Below are 17,803 nucleotides of genomic sequence, written 5' to 3'. Positions count from 1 at the left end.
ATCGGGCCGGGCGCACGGCGCGGGTGGGGACCCGCGCCAACGGTCCGGGCCCCGCCGGCGCGGCGGGCGGCTCGCTCCGGTTTTTCCGGGCGGATGGCGCCCGGCACCGGCTCCGGCGGGGGAGGATAGAGCCATGCAGTCACGGAATTCGCGTCTCAACAGCTCCGCCCTGCGCGGTGCGGTGGACCTCGCCGCGGTGAAGGCGGCCGGAGAGGCCGCCCAGAAGGCCGAGCAGACCCGGGCCGAGCGGGCCCGACAGGCGGCGACGGGCGACGGCCCGGCGCTCGCGGACTACCCCCTGGTGCTGGACGTCACCGAGGAGACCTTCGAGTCCGAGGTGGTCCAGCGCTCGGCCGAGGTCCCGGTGGTGGTGGACTTCTGGGCCGAGTGGTGCGGCCCGTGCAAGCAGCTGAGCCCGATCCTGGAGCGCCTCGCCGAGGAGTACGCGGGCCGGATCGTGCTCGCCAAGATCGACGTCGACGCCAACCAGCTGATCGCCCAGCAGTTCGGCATCCAGGGCATCCCGGCCGTGATGGCCGTGGTGGCGGGCCAGCTGGTCCCGCTGTTCCAGGGCGCCGAGAGCGAGCCGAACGTCCGCAAGATCCTGGATCAGCTGATCGCGGTGGCCGAGCAGCGCTTCGGCATCGTCGGCGGCGCGGCGGGCGGCGCCGAGGGGGCGGCGGACGAGCCGCGGGTGCCGGCCGACCCGGCGCTGGAGGCGGCGCACGACGCGCTGGACCGGGGCGACCTGGCCGGTGCGGTGCGGGCCTACCAGAACGTGCTGAGCGACCGTCCCGGCCACGTCGAGGCGAAGCTGGGCCTGGCCCAGGCGCAGCTGCTGCACCGGGTGGAGCAGCTCGACCCGCAGCGGGTGCGCGACGACGCGGCGGCCGACCCGAAGGACGTGCCGGCCCAGCTGCGGGCGGCCGACCTGGACCTGGTCGGCGGGCACGTCGAGGACGCCTTCGGCCGGCTGGTGGACACCGTCGCCCGGACCTTCGGCGACGACCGGGACGCGGCCCGCCTGCGCCTGCTGGAGCTGTTCGAGGTGATCGGCCCGGACGACCCGCGCACCGTCGCGGCCCGCCAGGCGCTGGCCCGGGTGCTGTTCTGACCCGCCCCGGGCCGTCCCGGCCCGGCCGCTCGGGCGGCACTCGGTGACACCTCGGGTGACCTGCGGTGTCGGCGGTGATTTGACGACTTTCGCGTGCCTTCGGGGCGCGTTTACCAAATCTTGATAACACCCCTCCGCAGTCACATGATGTGACGGCGGAGGGGTGTTTCGTTGGTGTTTCCGCCAGTTGTCGACAGCTTTACATGCGATTTTGGTCACTCTCCGCCATGGAGCCTTCGATTCCATGATCGCCCCCGTTCACTGTTGGATTACCCGTCAGTAACGGACCCCTTGTGCTCGGCCGTGGATTGGACCACGATCGGCCACGCCCGGTCCCTCGGCGACGAGGGTCCCCACCGGGTGAGGACAGGGGGGTAACCGCAGATCCCACGCGGCGGTTCCTGGCCTCGCGACGGCCGCGCGACCCGCGCGGCCGCCTGGTTGTCGCTCGGGGGTGACCGTCCGCGCCGTCCCCACGGCACCGGGCGCTCTCCGCTACCGAGGACGTAGCTCTCTCCCATCCCGGTCCTGACCACGTGCGGGACGCACCGGAACGGCCGGAGATGTACGTCCTAGAAGGAGGACACGCATGTCCCAGTCTTACGGCAAGACCCGTTGGAAGCGCTTCGCCCTGGTGATGGTCCCCAGCGTCGCGGCCACCGCCGCGATCGGCGTCTCGCTCGCCAACTCCGCGCTCGCGGCCTCGTTCTCGGTCTCCGGCCAGCAGTTCAAGGTCACCGTCGACGACCTGCAGGGCGACCGCTTCTCGCAGTTCGGCGGCGTCACGAGCGAGGCGGGCGGCACCAAGCACCCGGTGGCCATCTCGGCCTTCGACAACGCCAAGCTGCAGAACCTGTGCCAGTCGGTGGTGACCGACCTCAGCGGGTTCGGGCTCGGCAAGTGGACCCTGGTCCTCAAGGCCGGCGACAGCGCGGACCCGGAGAAGCAGGTGCACGCCGAGAACCTGCTGATCGACCTCAACCAGCTGGACGCGGACGCCAAGTTCACCAACATCAACATCGGCCAGGACGCCAGCACCCTGCAGGGCACGGCGGCGGACAAGGTCCGCAAGCAGCCGTTCCCCAACGGCCTGCCGACCGGCGCGATGGGCTTCGCGCAGAGCGCCGAGAGCGCCCACCTGACCGGCGTCAAGCAGACCGCCTGGGCCACCTCGGCGGGCACCTTCACGCTCAACGGCCTGCACCTGAGCCTGAACAAGCAGGAGTCCGGCAAGACCTTCGAGTGCTACTAGTCCTGCCCTGAGGGCCCGCCTTCCGGGCCCGACGGCGGACCGACCGGTCCGGGGGGCGGCGCTCGGCCGCCCCCCGGACCGGCACCCCGGCGTCCCCGGGGTCCCGCTCCGTTCCTCCCGCCTCGGACCCACCATCGAGGAGTCGCACCATGTCCAGCGCAACCGCCGAAGCCTGGCCCGAGGGCCAGGCGGGCATCGTCAGCCGCGTCTGGCGGGGGTTCCGCGCGTGGCGGCGCACCCGGCCGTTCTGGGGCGGGCTGCTCGCGATGATCGCCGGCCTGCCGATCCTGTACTTCCCGTACGCCAAGCTCAGCCTCGGCGGCCTCACCATGACGATGGCCACCACCGCCGGCGCCGGCTCGCTGATCATCGGCCTGCTGCTGATCGCGCTGGGCCTGACCGCCTGGTTCCAGCCGGTGGTGCGGGTCTTCTGCGGCGTGGCGACCACCATCCTGGCGCTGATCTCCATCCCGGTCTCCAACCTCGGCGGCTTCGGCATGGGCGCGCTGCCCGGCCTGATCGCGGGCGGCCTGCTGGCCTCCTGGGCACCGCTGCCGACGCGGCCCGAACCGGCCGCCGACAGCCCCGCCGACAGCCCCGCCGACGGCCCGGCCGAGCGCACCGCCGACGCGCCGGACGACGCGCCCACCGCCCAGCTGCCCGCCCAGGCCGCCGCCGAGCCGGGCGCGGCCCCGCGGACACCCGCCGAGGAGGAGCAGCGGTGACCGAGCCCGAGAAGCCGGCCGCCCCCGGCCCGAGGCACGCGGCGCCCCGGGAGGGGACGCGCTCCCGGCTGCGTGGACGGGCGCTGGCGATCGCCGCGGTGCCGACCGCGCTGCTGGTCGGCGCGGCCTACACGCCGACGCTGGCGGCCGCCGCCGACCCGCAGGCCGGCGCCTGCGCCCCGGACGCGGTGCTGGAGGAGACGCCCGTCCCGAAGAGCGAGATCAAGGTGCAGCCGGACGCCTCGGTGACCCGGGCCGCCGCCGCGGGCAGCGCCACCGCGGTGCCCGCGACGCTCGCCGGCACCGGCACCGGCACCGGCACCGGCACCGTCCGGTCCGCCGTGTACACCGTGCCGAAGGCGGGCGCGGCGGACCCCGGCGTCCAGCAGGCCGGGGCGATCGACGACTGGTGGAACAACCTGATCCACCCGAGCCAGAGCCCGACCCCCGCGCCGTCCCCCACCCCCACCCAGACCCCGCCCCCGACCCCGTCCGCGACTCCGTCCCCGGCCCCGTCGGTCGGGCAGCCCGCCGCCACGCCCACGGCGGAGGCCCCGAGGAGCGAGGCGCCGAAGGCCGGGGCCCAGCAGAGCACCGCGCCGAAGGGCGCCCCGAGCACCGCCGCCCCGAAGAAGGGCGCGCCGTCCCCGTCCCCGTCGCCGTCCGCCTCGGCGGGCCCGGACTGCCTGGTCAGCACCGAGGGCGTGGCCGCGAAGGCGGCCCCCGGCGGCCACGTGGTGCCGGACCAGAACTGGGTGCTGCACTCGACCCGGCTGGCGCTGCACGGCTCGGTGTTCAACGGCGTCTACGACGTGACCACCGCGAGCGGCACCAAGCGGGTGCTGAAGTTCACCACCGACAGCGTCGACATCGAGAACCTCGACATGTCGACCATCCAGGTCCCCGGCCTGACCTTCCACGTGAAGAGCCGCCCGGGTTCGACCTCGACCATGCGCAACGGCCCGATCACCATGTACGTGGAGAGCCTGTCGGGCGAGCTGGCCGCGGTCTACGGCATCCCCAACCCGATCCCGCTGGGGCGGATCACGCTCACCCCGGACACCCTGCCGAAGTGGCTGTGGGACCTGCTGAGCACGGTGCCGGTCCCGCTGGACCTGACCCTGACCGACGCCAAGGCGGTGCAGGCGGGCCAGTTCGGCGGCGACCTGACGATCCCCGGCATGCGGCTGTTCAACGACGAGGAGCCGTACGACGGCTGAGAGCCGCCGCCACCGAACGCCGCAGGGGCGGGACCCGGTCCTCGGGTCCCGCCCCTGCGGCGTTCCTCGCGCGCGGTCGGCTCAGCCGTCCGCGCGGGTGCCCAGGTGGTGCACCTGGACCATGTTGGTGGTGCCCGGGATGCCGACCGGCACGCCGGCCGTGACGATCACGGTGTCGCCCTCGGCGAGGCGGCCCATCTTGAGCAGCTCGCGGTCGACCTGCTCGACCATCTCGTCGGTGGTGGCCACCTGCTCCGAGACGTACGCCTCGACGCCCCAGCTCAGCGAGAGCTGGTTGCGGGTGGCGACGTCCGGGGTGAAGGCGATCACCGGGATCGGCGAGCGGTAGCGGGACAGGCGGCGGGCGGTGTCACCGGACTTGGTGAACGCGACCAGCGCCTTGCCGTCGAGGAAGTCGCCCAGCTCGCACGCGGCGCGGGCGACCGAGCCGCCCTGGGTGCGCGGCTTGCGACCCGGGTTGAGCGGCTGGAGGCCCTGCGAGAGCAGTTCCTCCTCGGCCTTCTCGGCGATCCTGCTCATGGTCTTGACGGTCTCGACCGGGTACTTGCCGACGCTCGACTCGGCGGACAGCATGACCGCGTCCGCGCCGTCCAGGATGGCGTTGGCGACGTCGGAGACCTCGGCGCGGGTGGGGCGCGAGGCGTGGATCATCGACTCCATCATCTGGGTGGCGACGATGACCGGCTTGGCGTTGCGGCGGGCCAGGGTGACCAGCTGCTTCTGGACCAGCGGCACCTTCTCCAGCGGGTACTCGACCGCGAGGTCGCCGCGGGCCACCATGATCGCGTCGAAGGCGAGGACGATCTCCTCCATCGCCTCGACGGCCTGCGGCTTCTCGATCTTGGCGATGACCGGCACCCGGATGCCGACCTCGTCCATGACCTTGTGCACGTCGTCGATGTCCGCGGCGTTGCGGACGAAGGACAGCGCGACCATGTCGACGCCCATCCGCAGGGCGAAGCGCAGGTCGTCCTTGTCCTTCTCGGACAGCGCGGGGACGTTCACCGCCGCGCCGGGCAGGTTGATGCCCTTGTTGTTGGAGAGCACACCGCCCTCGACCACCACGGTCTTCACCCGCGGGCCGTCGACGCTGACGACCTCCAGGGCGACGACGCCGTCGTTGATCAGGATCGGGTCGCCGGGCTTCACGTCGCCGGTCAGGCCCTTGTAGGTGGTGCCGCAGGTGTACTGGTCACCGGGGACGTCCTCGGTGGTGATGGTGAACGTGTCGCCGTTGTCAACGGTCACCGGGCCGTTGGCGAAGGTCGCCAGACGGATCTTGGGGCCCTGCAGGTCGGCCAGCACGCCGATGGTGCGGCCGGTGTCCTCCGAGACCTGGCGGACGCGGCGGTACCGGTCCTCGTGCTCGGAGTGGGAGCCGTGGCTCATGTTGAGGCGGGCGACGTTCATGCCCGCTTCGACGATGGCCTTCAGCTGTTCGTAGGAGTCCGTCGCAGGACCCAGGGTGCAGACAATTTTCGCTCGGCGCATATCCGTCAGTCTATCCGTTCGTGTTATCGGTACATTCAGCTCGAATCGTCAGATATCGCCAACGAACATTCCGAGGGGTGGGATACTGACGGGTAGTCATCCCGCGCGGGACCTACACCGCGTGGACCAGCGCGAACGTCTGCCGGGCGATCTCCAGCTCCTCGTCGGTCGGGACCACGGCGACGGCGACCCGCGAGTAGGACGGCGAGACCGTCCGCGCGTCCCGCGAGCGGGCTGCGTTCAGCTCCGGGTCGACCGAAATGCCCAGCTCCTCCAGATTGGCACAGACCGCGGCCCGCACCTCGGCGGAGTTCTCCCCGACCCCCGCGGTGAACGCCACCGCGTCCACCCGCCCGAGCACCGCGTAGTAGCCGCCCAGGTAGCGGCGGATCCGGTGCACGTACGAGTCGAACGCCAGCTTGGCGTCCTCCTCGCCCTCCTGCGCCCGGCGGACCACCTCGCGCATGTCGTTGTCCCCGCACAGGCCGAGCAGGCCGCTGCGCCGGTTCAGCAGGTCGTCGATCTGGTCGACGCTCATCCCGCCCACCCGGTGCAGGTGGAACACCAGGCCCGGGTCGACGTCGCCCGAACGGGTGCCCATCACCAGGCCCTCCAGCGGGGTCAGGCCCATCGAGGTCTCCACGCACACCCCGCCGGCCACCGCCGAGGCCGAGGCGCCGTTGCCCAGGTGCAGCACGATCACGTTCAGCTCCGCCGGGTCCCGGCCGAGCAGCCGGGCGGTGGCCCGCGAGACGTACTGGTGCGAGGTGCCGTGGAAGCCGTAGCGGCGCACCCGGTGCTCGTCGGCCGTCCTCCGGTCGATCGCGTAGCGGGCCGCGTGCTCGGGCAGCGTGGCGTGGAAAGCGGTGTCGAAGACCGCGACCTGCGGCAGGTCCGGGCGCAGCCGGCGGGCCACCTCGATGCCGGTGATGTTGGCCGGGTTGTGCAGCGGCGCGACCGGGATCAGCCGGCGGATCTCGCCCAGCACCGCGTCGGTGACCAGCGTCGGCCGGGTGAAGCGCAGCCCGCCGTGCACCACCCGGTGCCCGATCGCGGCCAGCTCCGGCGAGTCCAGGCCCATCAGGTCCTTCGCCAGCTCCTCGGCGACCGCCTCCAGCGCCACGTCGTGCCCGTCGAAGCGGCGCAGCGTCTCGCGCGGCTCCCCGGCCGGCGGCAGGTGCAGCAGCCGGCCGCCCTCCTCGCCGATCCGCTCCACCAGGCCGGACGCCAGCTTCGCGCCGTCCAGCATGTCGATCAGCTGGTACTTCACCGAGGACGACCCGGCGTTCAGCACCAGGACACGGGTACCGGTGGTCACTGCGCGCCTCCTGCGGCGGGGGTGTCGACGACGGGCTGGGACTGGATCGCGGTGATCGCCACGGTGTTCACGATGTCCTCCACCAGGGCGCCCCGGGACAGGTCGTTCACCGGCTTGTTCAGGCCCTGCAGCACCGGTCCGACCGCGATCGCCCCGGCCGAGCGCTGCACCGCCTTGTACGTGTTGTTGCCGGTGTTCAGGTCCGGGAAGACCAGCACGGTGGCCCGCCCGGCCACCTCCGAACCGGGCAGCTTGGTCGCCGCGACGCGCGCGTCCACCGCCGCGTCGTACTGGATCGGGCCCTCCACCAGCAGGTCCGGGCGCAGCTCGCGGACCAGCTCGGTGGCCTTGCGGACCTTGTCCACGTCCGCGCCGCTGCCCGAGGTGCCGGTCGAGTACGAGAGCATCGCCACCCGCGGCTCCACCCCGAACTGGGCTGCCGTCTCCGCCGACTGGATCGCGATGTCGGCCAGCTGCTGGGCGTCCGGGTCGGGGTTGACCGCGCAGTCGCCGTACACCAGCACCTTGTCGGCCAGGCACATGAAGAACACCGAGGAGACGATCGCCGCCCCCGGCGAGGTCTTGATCACCTCGAAGGCCGGGCGGATGGTCGCCGCCGTCGAGTGCACCGCGCCCGAGACCATGCCGTCCGCGATGCCCTCCTGCACCATCAGGGTGCCGAAGTACGAGACGTCGGTGACCACGTCCAGCGCCCGCTCCACCGTCATGCCCTTGTGCGCCCGGGCCCTCGCGTACAGCTCGGCGAACTGCTGGCGCAGCGGGCTGGCCGCCGGGTCGACGATTCGCACCTGCGCGCCCGCGTCGCCCGCCTGCGGGAACTCGATGCCCAGCGCCGCGACCCGGCGGTGCACCGCGTCCGGCTCGCCGAGCAGGGTCAGGTCGCAGATGTTGCGGCGCAGCAGCACCTCGGCGGCGCGCAGCACCCGGTCCTCGGTGCCCTCCGGGAGGACGATGTGCCGGCGGTCCGCGCGGGCCCGCTCCAGCAGCGCGTGCTCGAACATCATCGGGGTCACCCGCTCGGACCGGCTCAGCTCGATCCGGCTGGTCAACTCGGCGGTGTCCACGTGCAGTTCGAACAGGCCCAGGGCGATCTCGGCCTTCCGCGGGCTGTTCGGCCCGATCCGGCCCTCCAGGTGGGTGAGCGCCGCCGCGGTCAGCCAGGAGCCCTCGGACACCTCCGCCACCGGCGTCCCCGGGGCCAGCCGGGAGGCCAGCGCCATCACGTTCGGGCCCGGGTGCTGGCCCAGCGTCAGCAGCACGCCGGCGATCGGCGGCGAGCTCGCCGCGTGCGCCGCCAGCGCCCCGATCACCAGGTCCGCCCGGTCGCCCGGGGTCACCACCAGCGCGCCCTCGGTCAGCGCGTTCAGGAAGGTCGGCAGCATCGCCCCGCCGAACACGAAGTTCCGCACGTCCCGGGAGAGCCCCGCCGCGTCGCCCAGCAGCACCGTCGCCCCGGTCGCCTCCACCAGCTGCGCCACCGTCGGCGCGGCCAGCGCCGGCTCCTCCGGGATCACGTACACCGGCACCGGCAGCTTCTCGGTCAGCGTCCGCTGCACCCGCTGCTTGGCCCCCGGCCGGACCCGGTTGGCCACCATCGCCAGGATCGAGCACCCCAGGTCCCGGTACGCCCGGTGCGCGTTGCGCACCTCCGCGACCACCGCCTGCGGGTCCTCGTGCCGCCCGCCGACCACCGGCAGCACGCCCGCCCCGAACTCGTTCGCCAGCCGGGCGTTGAACGCCAGCTCGTCCGGGATGTTGGTCTCGGAGAAGTCGGTGCCCAGCACCAGCACCGCCTGGCAGCGCCGCTCCAGCTGGTGGAACCGGTCCACCAGCACCGAGACCAGCTCGTCCTGCCCGCGGGCCGCCTGCAGCGCCGCCGCCTCGTCGTACGTCAGCCCGTACAGCTCGGTCGCCGGCAGGTCCAGCCGGTACCGGCCGCGCAGCAGCTCCACCACGTGGTCGCTGCCCGGCCCGCCCCCGTCCGGCACGTGCACCAGCGGCCGGAACACCCCGACCCGGTCCACCTGACGGGTGAGCAGTTCCATGACCCCGAGCTCCACGGCCTGCCGGCCGTCCCCCCGGTCGATCCCGGTCACGTACACGCTGCGCGCCACGGTGGAGCTCTCCGTCCGGTCGTCCCAGGCTGCGGTCACATCGACCATACCGTCGTACAACACGGGGGACTTGCTGCGGCACCCCGGCCACCGCCGCACGGGTCGGCGGCGGTGGCCGGGGTGCCGGCGGCTCAGCGGACCGGGCGGAGCCAGACGGTGGCCAGCGGCGGCAGCACCAGCTCGGCGGAGCGCGGCTGGGCGTTCCACTCCTCGGGCTCCGACTTCACCGGGCTGGAGTTGGCCACCCCGCCGCCGCCGTACCGCTCGGCGTCGGTGTTCAGCGCCTCCTCCCACAGCTGCTCGGCGCCCTCCAGCCGGGGCAGGCCGACCCGGAAGCCGTGCCGGACCACCGGGGAGAAGTTGCAGACCGCGACCAGCGGGCTGCCGTCCGCCGCGAACCGGACGAAGGACAGCACGTTGTCCTCGGCCGCGCCGCCGTCCAGCCAGGCGAAACCGGCCGGGACGGTGTCCTGCTCGTACAGCGCGGGGGTGTCCCGGTAGACGTGGTTCAGGTCGCCGACCAGGCGCTGCACGCCGAGGTGGTCCTCGTGCGCGGGCCAGCCCTCGTCCAGCACCCACCACTGCGGGCCGTGCTCGTGGTCCCACTCCGCGCCCTGGGCGAACTCCTGTCCCATGAACAGGAGTTGCTTGCCCGGGTGGGCCCACATGAAGCCCAGGTAGGCGCGGTGGTTGGCGCGCTGCTGCCACCAGTCGCCGGGCATCTTGGAGACCAGCGCCTGCTTGCCGTGCACCACCTCGTCGTGCGAGATCGGCAGGATGTAGTTCTCCGAGTAGGCGTACACCATCGAGAAGGTCATCTCGTCGTGGTGGTACTTGCGGTGCACCGGCTCCTTGGCGATGTACACCAGCGAGTCGTGCATCCAGCCCATGTTCCACTTCAGGCCGAAGCCCAGGCCGCCGCTGTCGGTCGGCCGGGTGACGCCGTCCCAGGCGGTGGACTCCTCGGCGACCGTCAGCACGCCCGGGCAGCGCCGGTAGACGGTGGCGTTCATCTCCTGCAGGAACGAGGCCGCGTCCAGGTTCTCCCGGCCGCCGTACTGGTTGGGCGTCCAGGCGCCGCCCTCGCGGGAGTAGTCGAGGTAGAGCATCGAGGCGACCGCGTCCACCCGCAGGCCGTCGACGTGGAACTCCTCGCACCAGTACACCGCGTTGGCGACCAGGAAGTTGCGCACCTCGGTGCGGCCGTAGTCGAACTCCAGCGTCCCCCAGTCCGGGTGCTCGGCGCGCAGCGGGTCGGCCGGCTCGTACAGCGGCTCGCCGTCGAACCGGGCCAGCGCGAAGTCGTCCTTCGGGAAGTGCGCGGGCACCCAGTCGACCAGCACGCCGATGCCGTGCCGGTGCAGGGTGTCGACCAGGAAGCGGAAGTCGTCGGGGGTGCCGAGCCGAGCGGTCGGGGCGTAGAAGCCGGAGACCTGGTAGCCCCAGGAGCCGCCGAACGGGTGCTCCATCACCGGCATGAACTCGACGTGCGTGAAGCCGAGCCCGCTCAGGTAGCCGGGCAGCACCTCGGCGATCTCGCGGTACGAGGTCAGCTCCGGCCGCCAGGACGCCAGGTGCAGCTCGTAGACCGACAGCGGCGCCCGGTGGTGGACGGTGCGGGCCCGCCGCTCCATCCACTCGGCGTCCTGCCACTCGTGCCGGGAGACCGTCACCACCGAGGCGGTGTCCGGCGGGCACTGGGCGGCCCGGGCCAGCGGGTCGGCCTTCTCCAGCCGCCGCCCCTGCCGGGTGAGGATCTGGTACTTGTAGCGCTCGCCCTCGCCGACGTCCGGCAGGAACACCTCCCACACGCCGGAGGAGCCCAGCGAGCGCATCGGGTGCGCGGTGCCGTCCCAGTGGTTGAACGAGCCGATCACCCGCACCCCGACCGCGTTCGGCGCCCACACCGCGAACGCGGTGCCCGTCACCCCGTCGACCGTCCGCAGGTGCGAGCCGAGCGCCGTCCACAGCTGCTCGTGCCGGCCCTCCCGGATCAGGTGCAGGTCCAGCTCGCCCAGCGTCGGCGCGAAGCGGTAGCCGTCCTCCTGGACGAGCGGCTCGCCGCCCGGGTACGTCACCCGCAGCGTGTAGCGCGGGAAGCGCTGCCCGGTCAGCAGGCCGGTGAACAGGCCGTCCTGCTGGTGGGTCAGCTCGGCCGGGCCCAGCTCGGTCTCCACCACCACCCGCTCCGCGAACGGCCGCAGCACCCGGATCGCGGTGCCCGCGGGCAGCTCGTGCGCGCCCAGCAGGGCGTGCGGGTCGTGGTGCGCGCCGGAGACCAGCCGCTCCACCTCGGCGGGCGGCAGCGGCGCCTCCGGCAGCCGCAGCGCGCCCCCGGCCCCCGGCCGCCGGGTCGGCGCGGCCGGGGCGGCGGCGTCCGCCGCGCCCGCCCGGGCGGCGGCCGGCTTCGCCGGGGCGGACTTCGCCGGAGCCTTGGCGGGCGCCTTCGCGGCGGGCTTCGCGGCCGGCTTCGCAGCGGGCCGCCCGGCGGAGGCCTTGCTGCGCGGACCGCTGCGGAACGTGGCCGGGACGGCCGGTTGGCGGTCGGCGGACGGGTCGTGCGGACCGAGCGGGGTCACGGCGGAGTCCTCCAGGATCAGGGTGCCTTGCGCGGGGACGCGGGGGGAACTGGCGTGCGGGAAAAGTGAGTTGCGCTTGTCGCCGGGGGAAGCGACTCGCCCGGCCGCCCCACGGGCGGCCGGGCGGGGGTCAGACGGTGTCGGCCAGGCGGTTGATCGCGGCCAGCGGGATCGGCAGCCAGCTCGGTCGGTGCCGGGCCTCGTACACCACCTCGTACACCGCCTTGTCGATCTCCAGGGCGCGCATCAGCTCCGGCGTCGCGACCGGGTCGACGCCGCCGCCCGCCGTGTAGCCGGCGCAGTACGCGGCCCGGTTGCGGGCGGCCCAGGCGGAGGCCAGCAGGGCGAGCTCCGGGTCCTGGCCGGGGGCGCCGGCCAGCAGGTGGGCGGCCGCGTAGTCGAAGGAGCGGAGCATCGCGGCGACGTCCCGCAGCGCGGGCTGCGGGAGGCGGCGCTCGGCCAGCGGCTTGGCCGGCTCGCCCTCGAAGTCCAGCAGCACCCACCCCTGCGGGGTGCGCATCGCCTGGCCCAGGTGCAGGTCGCCGTGGATCCGCTGCACCGGCAGCCCGTCCAGGTGGGCGGCGGTGAGCTGCTGGAACGCGGCGCGCAGCGCCGGGCGGTAGCGCATCAGGCCGGGCACCGCGGTGACCGCGGAGTCCAGCCGGTCGGCCATCGCGCCGGCCAGCTCGGCGATCCGGGGCCCGTCCAGCCGGGCGGTCGGCATCGAGCGGGCCAGCACCCGGTGCACCTCGGCGGTGGCCCGGCCCAGCCGGTGCGCCTCGATCGCGAAGTTGCCGGGCGAGGGGTCGCCCTTGAGCCGGGCGACCTGGTCCAGGGCCAGCTCCCAGCCGTCCTCGGCGTCCGGCAGGTAGCGCTGCAGCAGGCCCAGGGTGGCGGGCTCGGAGCGCTCCAGCCGGCACTCGAACCAGGCGGCGACCCGGGGGATGCGGGTCGAGCCGGCCCGCGACAGCGCCAGCGAGAGCTCCAGGTCCGGGTTGGTGCCCGGGCTGATCCGGCGGAACAGCTTGAGGATGAACGCGGTGTCGTAGATCACCGAGGAGTTGGACTGCTCGGCGGTGGACGCCCGCCCCGGCAGGTTGCCCGGCAGGCCGGGGCCCGGGGTGCGGCGGAAGGACAGCGAGCCGAACCGGTCGCCGGTCGCCAGGTGCTCCAGCAGCCGGCCGGTCAGCTCCGGGTCGTGCACCGCGTCGTACAGCGTCGCCCCGTCGTAGGTGCCGCCCTCCAGCCGGCCCAGCACCGCCATCGGGCCGACCGAGGCCGGCTGCTCCGAGCGGATGCCCAGCAGCAGCTGGTAGACGTCGCCCGGCCCGGCCGAGGCGCCGCCGTGCTCGACCCGCAGCAGCAGGTGCAGCAGGGCGGGGTCGCCGACCTGCAGCGGCGTGCCGACCACGGGGGTGAGCGCGGCGATCGGCCGGCCCTTGCCGGCGTACCAGCGCTGGGTCGGCAGCCACTCGGCGATCAGCGGCAGCGCCGCCTGGACCAGCTCACTGACTCCGGCGGCGGTTCTCCGCGCCCCCGGCGCGCGCGTCCCCACCGGCCCGGTGGCGGTGCTGGGGGGCTCACGGTGCACGTGGGCTTGAGAACGGGAGGGTTCGGACATGACTCCCTTTCCCCGGAAGCGGGCGGCTGCCCGACGAATCGTGGCCGGGCCCAGCAGTCTTCCGGATTTCGGCGGCGCGGCGGCGACGGCACGCGAGCAGCGGCTCGGTGTCACGCCTTCGTGTGGGTGGCCGTTGGGCTGTTCTCCGTACGCGGTGGTGCGAAGACCCCCGGGGGCGCGCGAGGCTTCTCGCGCGCCCGCGGAGGGTGACGTCCCGTTCGGGGCCTGAGGGATCGTTACTTCGTGGACGTGCTGCGGCGCTCCGGCCGCTACCGGGCCCCGGACGGCTTCGTCCGGTCCTGGCGCAGCTGGAACCAGTAGAACCCGTGGCCGGCCAGCGTCAGCAGGTACGGCCACTCACCGATCGCGGGGAAGCGCACGCCGCCGATCAGCTCGACCGGGTAGCGCCCCTCGTACTCCCGCAGGTCCAGTTCGGTCGGCTGCGCGAACCGCGAGAAGTTGTTCACGCACATGACCAGGTCGCCCTCGTGCTCGCGCACGAAGGCCAGCACCGCGGGATTGCTGGAGGGCAACTCGGTGTAGCTGCCGAGGCCGAACGCGGTATTGAGCTTGCGGATCTCGATCATGCGACGCGTCCAGTGCAGCAGCGAACTCGAACTGCTCTGCTGCGCTTCGACGTTGGTCACCTGAAAGCCGTACACCGGATCCATGATGGGCGGCAGACTGAGCCTGCCCGGGTCGGCGGACGAGAAACCCGCGTTGCGGTCCGGCGTCCACTGCATCGGGGTGCGGACGCCGTCCCGGTCGCCCAACCAGATGTTGTCGCCCATGCCGATCTCGTCGCCGTAGTACAGCACCGGCGAACCGGGCAGCGAGAGCAGCAGCGCGGTGAACAGCTCGACCTGGTTGCGGTCGTTCTCCAGCAGCGGCGAGAGCCGGCGGCGGATGCCCACGTTGGCCCGCATCCGCGGGTCCTTCGCGTACTCCGCGTACATGTAGTCGCGCTCCTCGTCGGTGACCATCTCCAGGGTCAGCTCGTCGTGGTTGCGCAGGAAGATGCCCCACTGGCAGCCGGAGGGGATCGCCGGGGTCTTCGCCAGGATCTCGGAGACCGGGTAGCGGGACTCCCGGCGGACCGCCATGAAGATCCGCGGCATCACCGGGAAGTGGAACGCCATGTGGCACTCGTCGCCGCCGGACGGGAAGTCGCCGAAGTAGTCGACCACGTCCTCCGGCCACTGGTTGGCCTCGGCCAGCAGCACGGTGTCCGGGTAGTTGGCGTCGATCTCCTTGCGGACCCGCCGCAGGAAGTCGTGGGTCTCCGGCAGGTTCTCGCAGTTGGTGCCCTCGCGGGCGTAGAGGTACGGCACCGCGTCGAGGCGGAAGCCGTCGATGCCGAGGTCCAGCCAGAACTTCAGCGCGGCCATCACCTCCTCCTGCACCTGCGGGTTGTCGTAGTTCAGGTCCGGCTGGTGGCTGAAGAAGCGGTGCCAGTAGTACTGCTTGCGGACCGGGTCGAAGGTCCAGTTCGAGGTCTCGGTGTCGACGAAGATGATCCGGGCGTCCGGGTACTGCTTGTCGTCGTCGGCCCACATGTAGAAGTCGCCGTACGGCCCGTCCGGGTCGCTGCGGGAGGCCTGGAACCACGCGTGCTGGTCGCTGGTGTGGTTCACCACGAAGTCGATGATCACCCGCATGCCGCGCAGGTGCGCCGCGTCGACGAACTCCACGAAGTCGGCCAGGTTGCCGAACTCGGGGAGCACCGACTGGTAGTCCGAGACGTCGTAACCGCCGTCCCGCAGCGGGGAGTTCATGAACGGGGGGAGCCAGAGGCAGTCCACACCCAGCCACTGGAGGTAGTCGAGCCGCGAGGTGAGCCCCTTGAGGTCGCCGACGCCGTCGCCGTTGCTGTCCTGGAACGAACGCACCAGCACTTCGTAGAAGACCGCGCGTTTGAACCACTCGGGGTCGCGGTCCCGGGCGGGGGTGTCGGCGAAGGTGTCGGGGACGGGCTCGTTGACTGTCACTGCGGGTTCCTCCGAACCGTGAGGAGGTGGGCCGGCCCGGTAGAGGGATCGAGCCGGACGTAGTTGTGACGGCCCCAGGCGTAGGTGGCGCCGGTCAGCTCGTCGTGCACCGTCAGCGGCCCCGGCGCGTCGAGCGTCACCGTGGCCTCCTGGACGTGGTGCGGGTCCAGGTTGACCACGCAGATCACGTGGTCCTCCAGGCCGTCCTCGGTGACGGCGGTCTTGGAGAACGCGATGATCCGCTCGTTGTCGACGGGGTGGAAGCGCAGGTCCCGCAGCTGCTGCAGGGCGGGGTGCCGGCGGCGCAGCCGGTTCAGCGCGGTCAGCAGCGGCGCGAGCGAGTCCTGCCGGGACCAGTCGCGCGGGCGCAGCTCGTACTTCTCCGAGTGCAGGTACTCCTCCGAGCCGGGCGCCGCCGCCTCGTTCTCGAACAGCTCGAAGCCCGCGTACACCCCGAAGGTCGGGGAGAGCGTCGCCGCCAGCACCGCGCGCACCGCGAACGCGGCCGGGCCGCCGTGCTGCAGGTACTCGGGCAGGATGTCCGGGGTGTTGGCGAAGAAGTTCGGCCGCATGTAGGCGGCCGCCTCGCCGGTCAGCTCGGTCAGGTACTCGGTCAGCTCGGCCTTGGTGTCGCGCCAGGTGAAGTACGTGTAGGACTGGTGGAAGCCGATCTTGCCCAGGGTGTGCATCATCGCCGGGCGGGTGAACGCCTCCGCCAGGAACAGCACGTCCGGGTCGGTGCGGGCGATGTCCGCGAGGACCTTCTCCCAGAAGTTCACCGGCTTGGTGTGCGGGTTGTCGACCCGGAAGATGCGCACCCCGCGGCCCATCCAGAACCGCAGGATCCGCACCGTCTCGCGGACGATCCCGTCGAAGTCCTGGTCGAAGTTGACCGGGTAGATGTCCTGGTACTTCTTCGGCGGGTTCTCGGCGTACGCGATGGTGCCGTCCGCGCGGTGGCTGAACCACTCCGGGTGCTTCTGCACCCACGGGTGGTCCGGCGAGCACTGCAGCGCGAAGTCGAGGGCGACCTCCAGGCCCAGCGCGGCGGCCTCGGCGACGAAGTGGTCGAAGTCCTCCAGGGTGCCCAGGTCCGGGTGGACCGCGTCGTGGCCGCCCTCCGGGGAGCCGATCGCCCACGGCGAGCCGACGTCGCGCGGGCCGGCCGTCAGCGCGTTGTCCGGGCCCTTGCGGTGGGCGCGGCCGATCGGGTGGACCGGCGGCAGGTACACCACGTCGAAGCCCATCGCGGCCACCGCGGGCAGCCGCTCGGCGGCCGTCCGGAAGGTGCCGGAGACCGGCGGCTCGACGCCCGACGGGTCGACCACCGCGCCCTCCGAGCGCGGGAAGAACTCGTACCAGGAGCCGAACAGCGCCCGCTTGCGGTCCACCTGCAGCGGCTGCGGGCGGGTCGCCGAGACCAGCTCGCGCAGCGGGTGGCGGGCCAGCAGCGCCGTCACCTCCGGGTCCAGCGCCGCCGCGTAGCGGCTCAGCGGCGGCAGGCCGGTGTCGCGCAGCGCGTCCACCGCCGCCAGCACCTGGGCCCGGCCGTCCTTCTTCGGCACCCCGGCGGCGGCGCGCTCCAGCAGCTGCGCGCCCTCCTCCAGCACCAGCGCGGTGTCGATCCCGGCCGGGAGCTTCACCGCCGCGTGCTTCTTCCAGGTCGCCACCGGGTCGGACCACGCCTCCACCAGGTACGACCAGCGGCCCGGCGCGGTCGGCGTGACGTGCGCTCCCCACCGGTCGCTGCCCTCGGACAGCTCGCGCATCGGCGTCCACGGGCCGGAGCGGCCGCGCGGGTCGCGCAGCACCACGTTGGCGCCGACCGCGTCGTGGCCCTCGCGGAACACCGTCGCGGAGACCAGGAAGCGCTCCCCCTCCACGGCCTTGGCCGGACGCCGGCCGGCGTCGACGAGCGGGGTCACGTCAAGCACGGGGATGCGGCCGATCACGGTGTCGCTCTCTGTCGTCTTGCGGGCGGTACGGGCTGGGCGGGCGGCGGCCGGCCGGGCGGCGGGCGCGGGGGAGCCCGGGGTGTCGGCGGCGCCGGGGGCGGCGGTCGCGGTCCGGGCGGCGGTCTTGCGGGCGGCGGTCTTGCGCGCGGGTTTCGCGGCGACCGCCCCGGCCATCGCGTCGGCCGCCGCGGTGGCGGCGGTGGCGGCCGCGGACCTGACGGTGGTGGTCCGTTTCGCCGAGGCCTTGCGCGGGGTGCCCGCGGCCCGCTCCGCCGCCGGTTCGGCGGCTCTCCGGCGGGCCGCGCCGACCCGCGGGGCCGGTACCGGGGGCTCCCCGGCCGACAGCGGGTCGGGGAGGTCGGGGGTGTCGGGTGCGTCGTCCGT

The 17,803-nt window shown here is 73.1% G+C and carries 11 protein-coding genes; 4 read left to right on the top strand and 7 right to left on the bottom strand.

What is annotated here, in order from left to right:
* The first annotated feature begins 133 nt into the window (after nt 1-133).
* The 4 genes from ACZ3J7_RS32045 to ACZ3J7_RS32030 all read left to right on the top strand — a co-directional run bounded on the left by ACZ3J7_RS32045 (nt 134) and on the right by ACZ3J7_RS32030 (nt 4,311).
* Nucleotides 134-1,114, top strand: coding sequence for a tetratricopeptide repeat protein (locus ACZ3J7_RS32045; RefSeq protein WP_465626895.1), 981 nt, complete (start codon nt 134-136; stop codon nt 1,112-1,114).
* 589 nt (nt 1,115-1,703) lie between these two features.
* Nucleotides 1,704-2,366, top strand: a complete 663-nt coding sequence (locus ACZ3J7_RS32040; protein WP_465626894.1) for a DUF6230 family protein — start codon at nt 1,704-1,706, stop codon at nt 2,364-2,366.
* A 149-nt stretch (nt 2,367-2,515) separates the two neighbouring features.
* Nucleotides 2,516-3,091: a DUF6114 domain-containing protein gene (locus ACZ3J7_RS32035; protein ID WP_465626893.1), complete on the top strand. Its 576-nt coding sequence runs from the start codon at nt 2,516-2,518 to the stop codon at nt 3,089-3,091.
* A complete protein-coding gene (locus ACZ3J7_RS32030) occupies nt 3,088-4,311 on the top strand; it encodes a hypothetical protein (protein WP_465626892.1) in 1,224 nt (407 codons plus the stop codon). The genes ACZ3J7_RS32035 and ACZ3J7_RS32030 overlap by 4 nt, the downstream gene beginning before the upstream one ends.
* 81 nt (nt 4,312-4,392) lie before the next feature.
* On the opposite strand, the gene pyk is transcribed toward ACZ3J7_RS32030, so the two are convergent.
* From pyk to ACZ3J7_RS31995, 7 genes are all read right to left on the bottom strand, one after another.
* Complete coding sequence (gene pyk, locus ACZ3J7_RS32025) at nt 4,393-5,823, bottom strand: pyruvate kinase (RefSeq protein ID WP_465626891.1); 1,431 nt, start codon at nt 5,821-5,823, stop codon at nt 4,393-4,395.
* A gap of 112 nt (nt 5,824-5,935) precedes the next feature.
* Nucleotides 5,936-7,141 carry an acetate/propionate family kinase gene (locus ACZ3J7_RS32020; RefSeq protein ID WP_465626890.1) on the bottom strand — a complete coding sequence of 402 codons (1,206 nt, stop codon included), beginning with the start codon at nt 7,139-7,141 and terminating at the stop codon, nt 5,936-5,938.
* Nucleotides 7,138-9,276: a phosphate acetyltransferase gene (pta, locus tag ACZ3J7_RS32015; RefSeq protein WP_465626948.1), complete on the bottom strand. Its 2,139-nt coding sequence runs from the start codon at nt 9,274-9,276 to the stop codon at nt 7,138-7,140. The genes ACZ3J7_RS32020 and pta overlap by 4 nt, the downstream gene beginning before the upstream one ends.
* Before the next feature lie 131 nt (nt 9,277-9,407).
* On the bottom strand, nt 9,408-11,855 hold the full coding sequence (gene glgB / locus ACZ3J7_RS32010) for a 1,4-alpha-glucan branching protein GlgB (RefSeq protein ID WP_465626889.1): 2,448 nt from the start codon (nt 11,853-11,855) through the stop codon (nt 9,408-9,410).
* 130 nt (nt 11,856-11,985) lie between these two features.
* On the bottom strand, nt 11,986-13,446 hold the full coding sequence (locus tag ACZ3J7_RS32005) for a maltokinase N-terminal cap-like domain-containing protein (protein ID WP_465626888.1): 1,461 nt from the start codon (nt 13,444-13,446) through the stop codon (nt 11,986-11,988).
* A gap of 299 nt (nt 13,447-13,745) precedes the next feature.
* Nucleotides 13,746-15,464, bottom strand: a complete 1,719-nt coding sequence (gene treS, locus ACZ3J7_RS32000; RefSeq protein ID WP_465626887.1) for a maltose alpha-D-glucosyltransferase — start codon at nt 15,462-15,464, stop codon at nt 13,746-13,748.
* Nucleotides 15,461-17,416: an alpha-1,4-glucan--maltose-1-phosphate maltosyltransferase gene (locus ACZ3J7_RS31995; RefSeq protein WP_465626947.1), complete on the bottom strand. Its 1,956-nt coding sequence runs from the start codon at nt 17,414-17,416 to the stop codon at nt 15,461-15,463. The genes treS and ACZ3J7_RS31995 overlap by 4 nt, the downstream gene beginning before the upstream one ends.
* Between the last annotated feature and the right edge of the window lie 387 nt (nt 17,417-17,803).

This window comes from Kitasatospora sp. NPDC015121 (assembly GCF_055562955.1).
The sequence above is the reverse complement of the archived record's forward strand: the minus strand, read 5'-3'. Positions and strand labels throughout refer to the sequence as shown.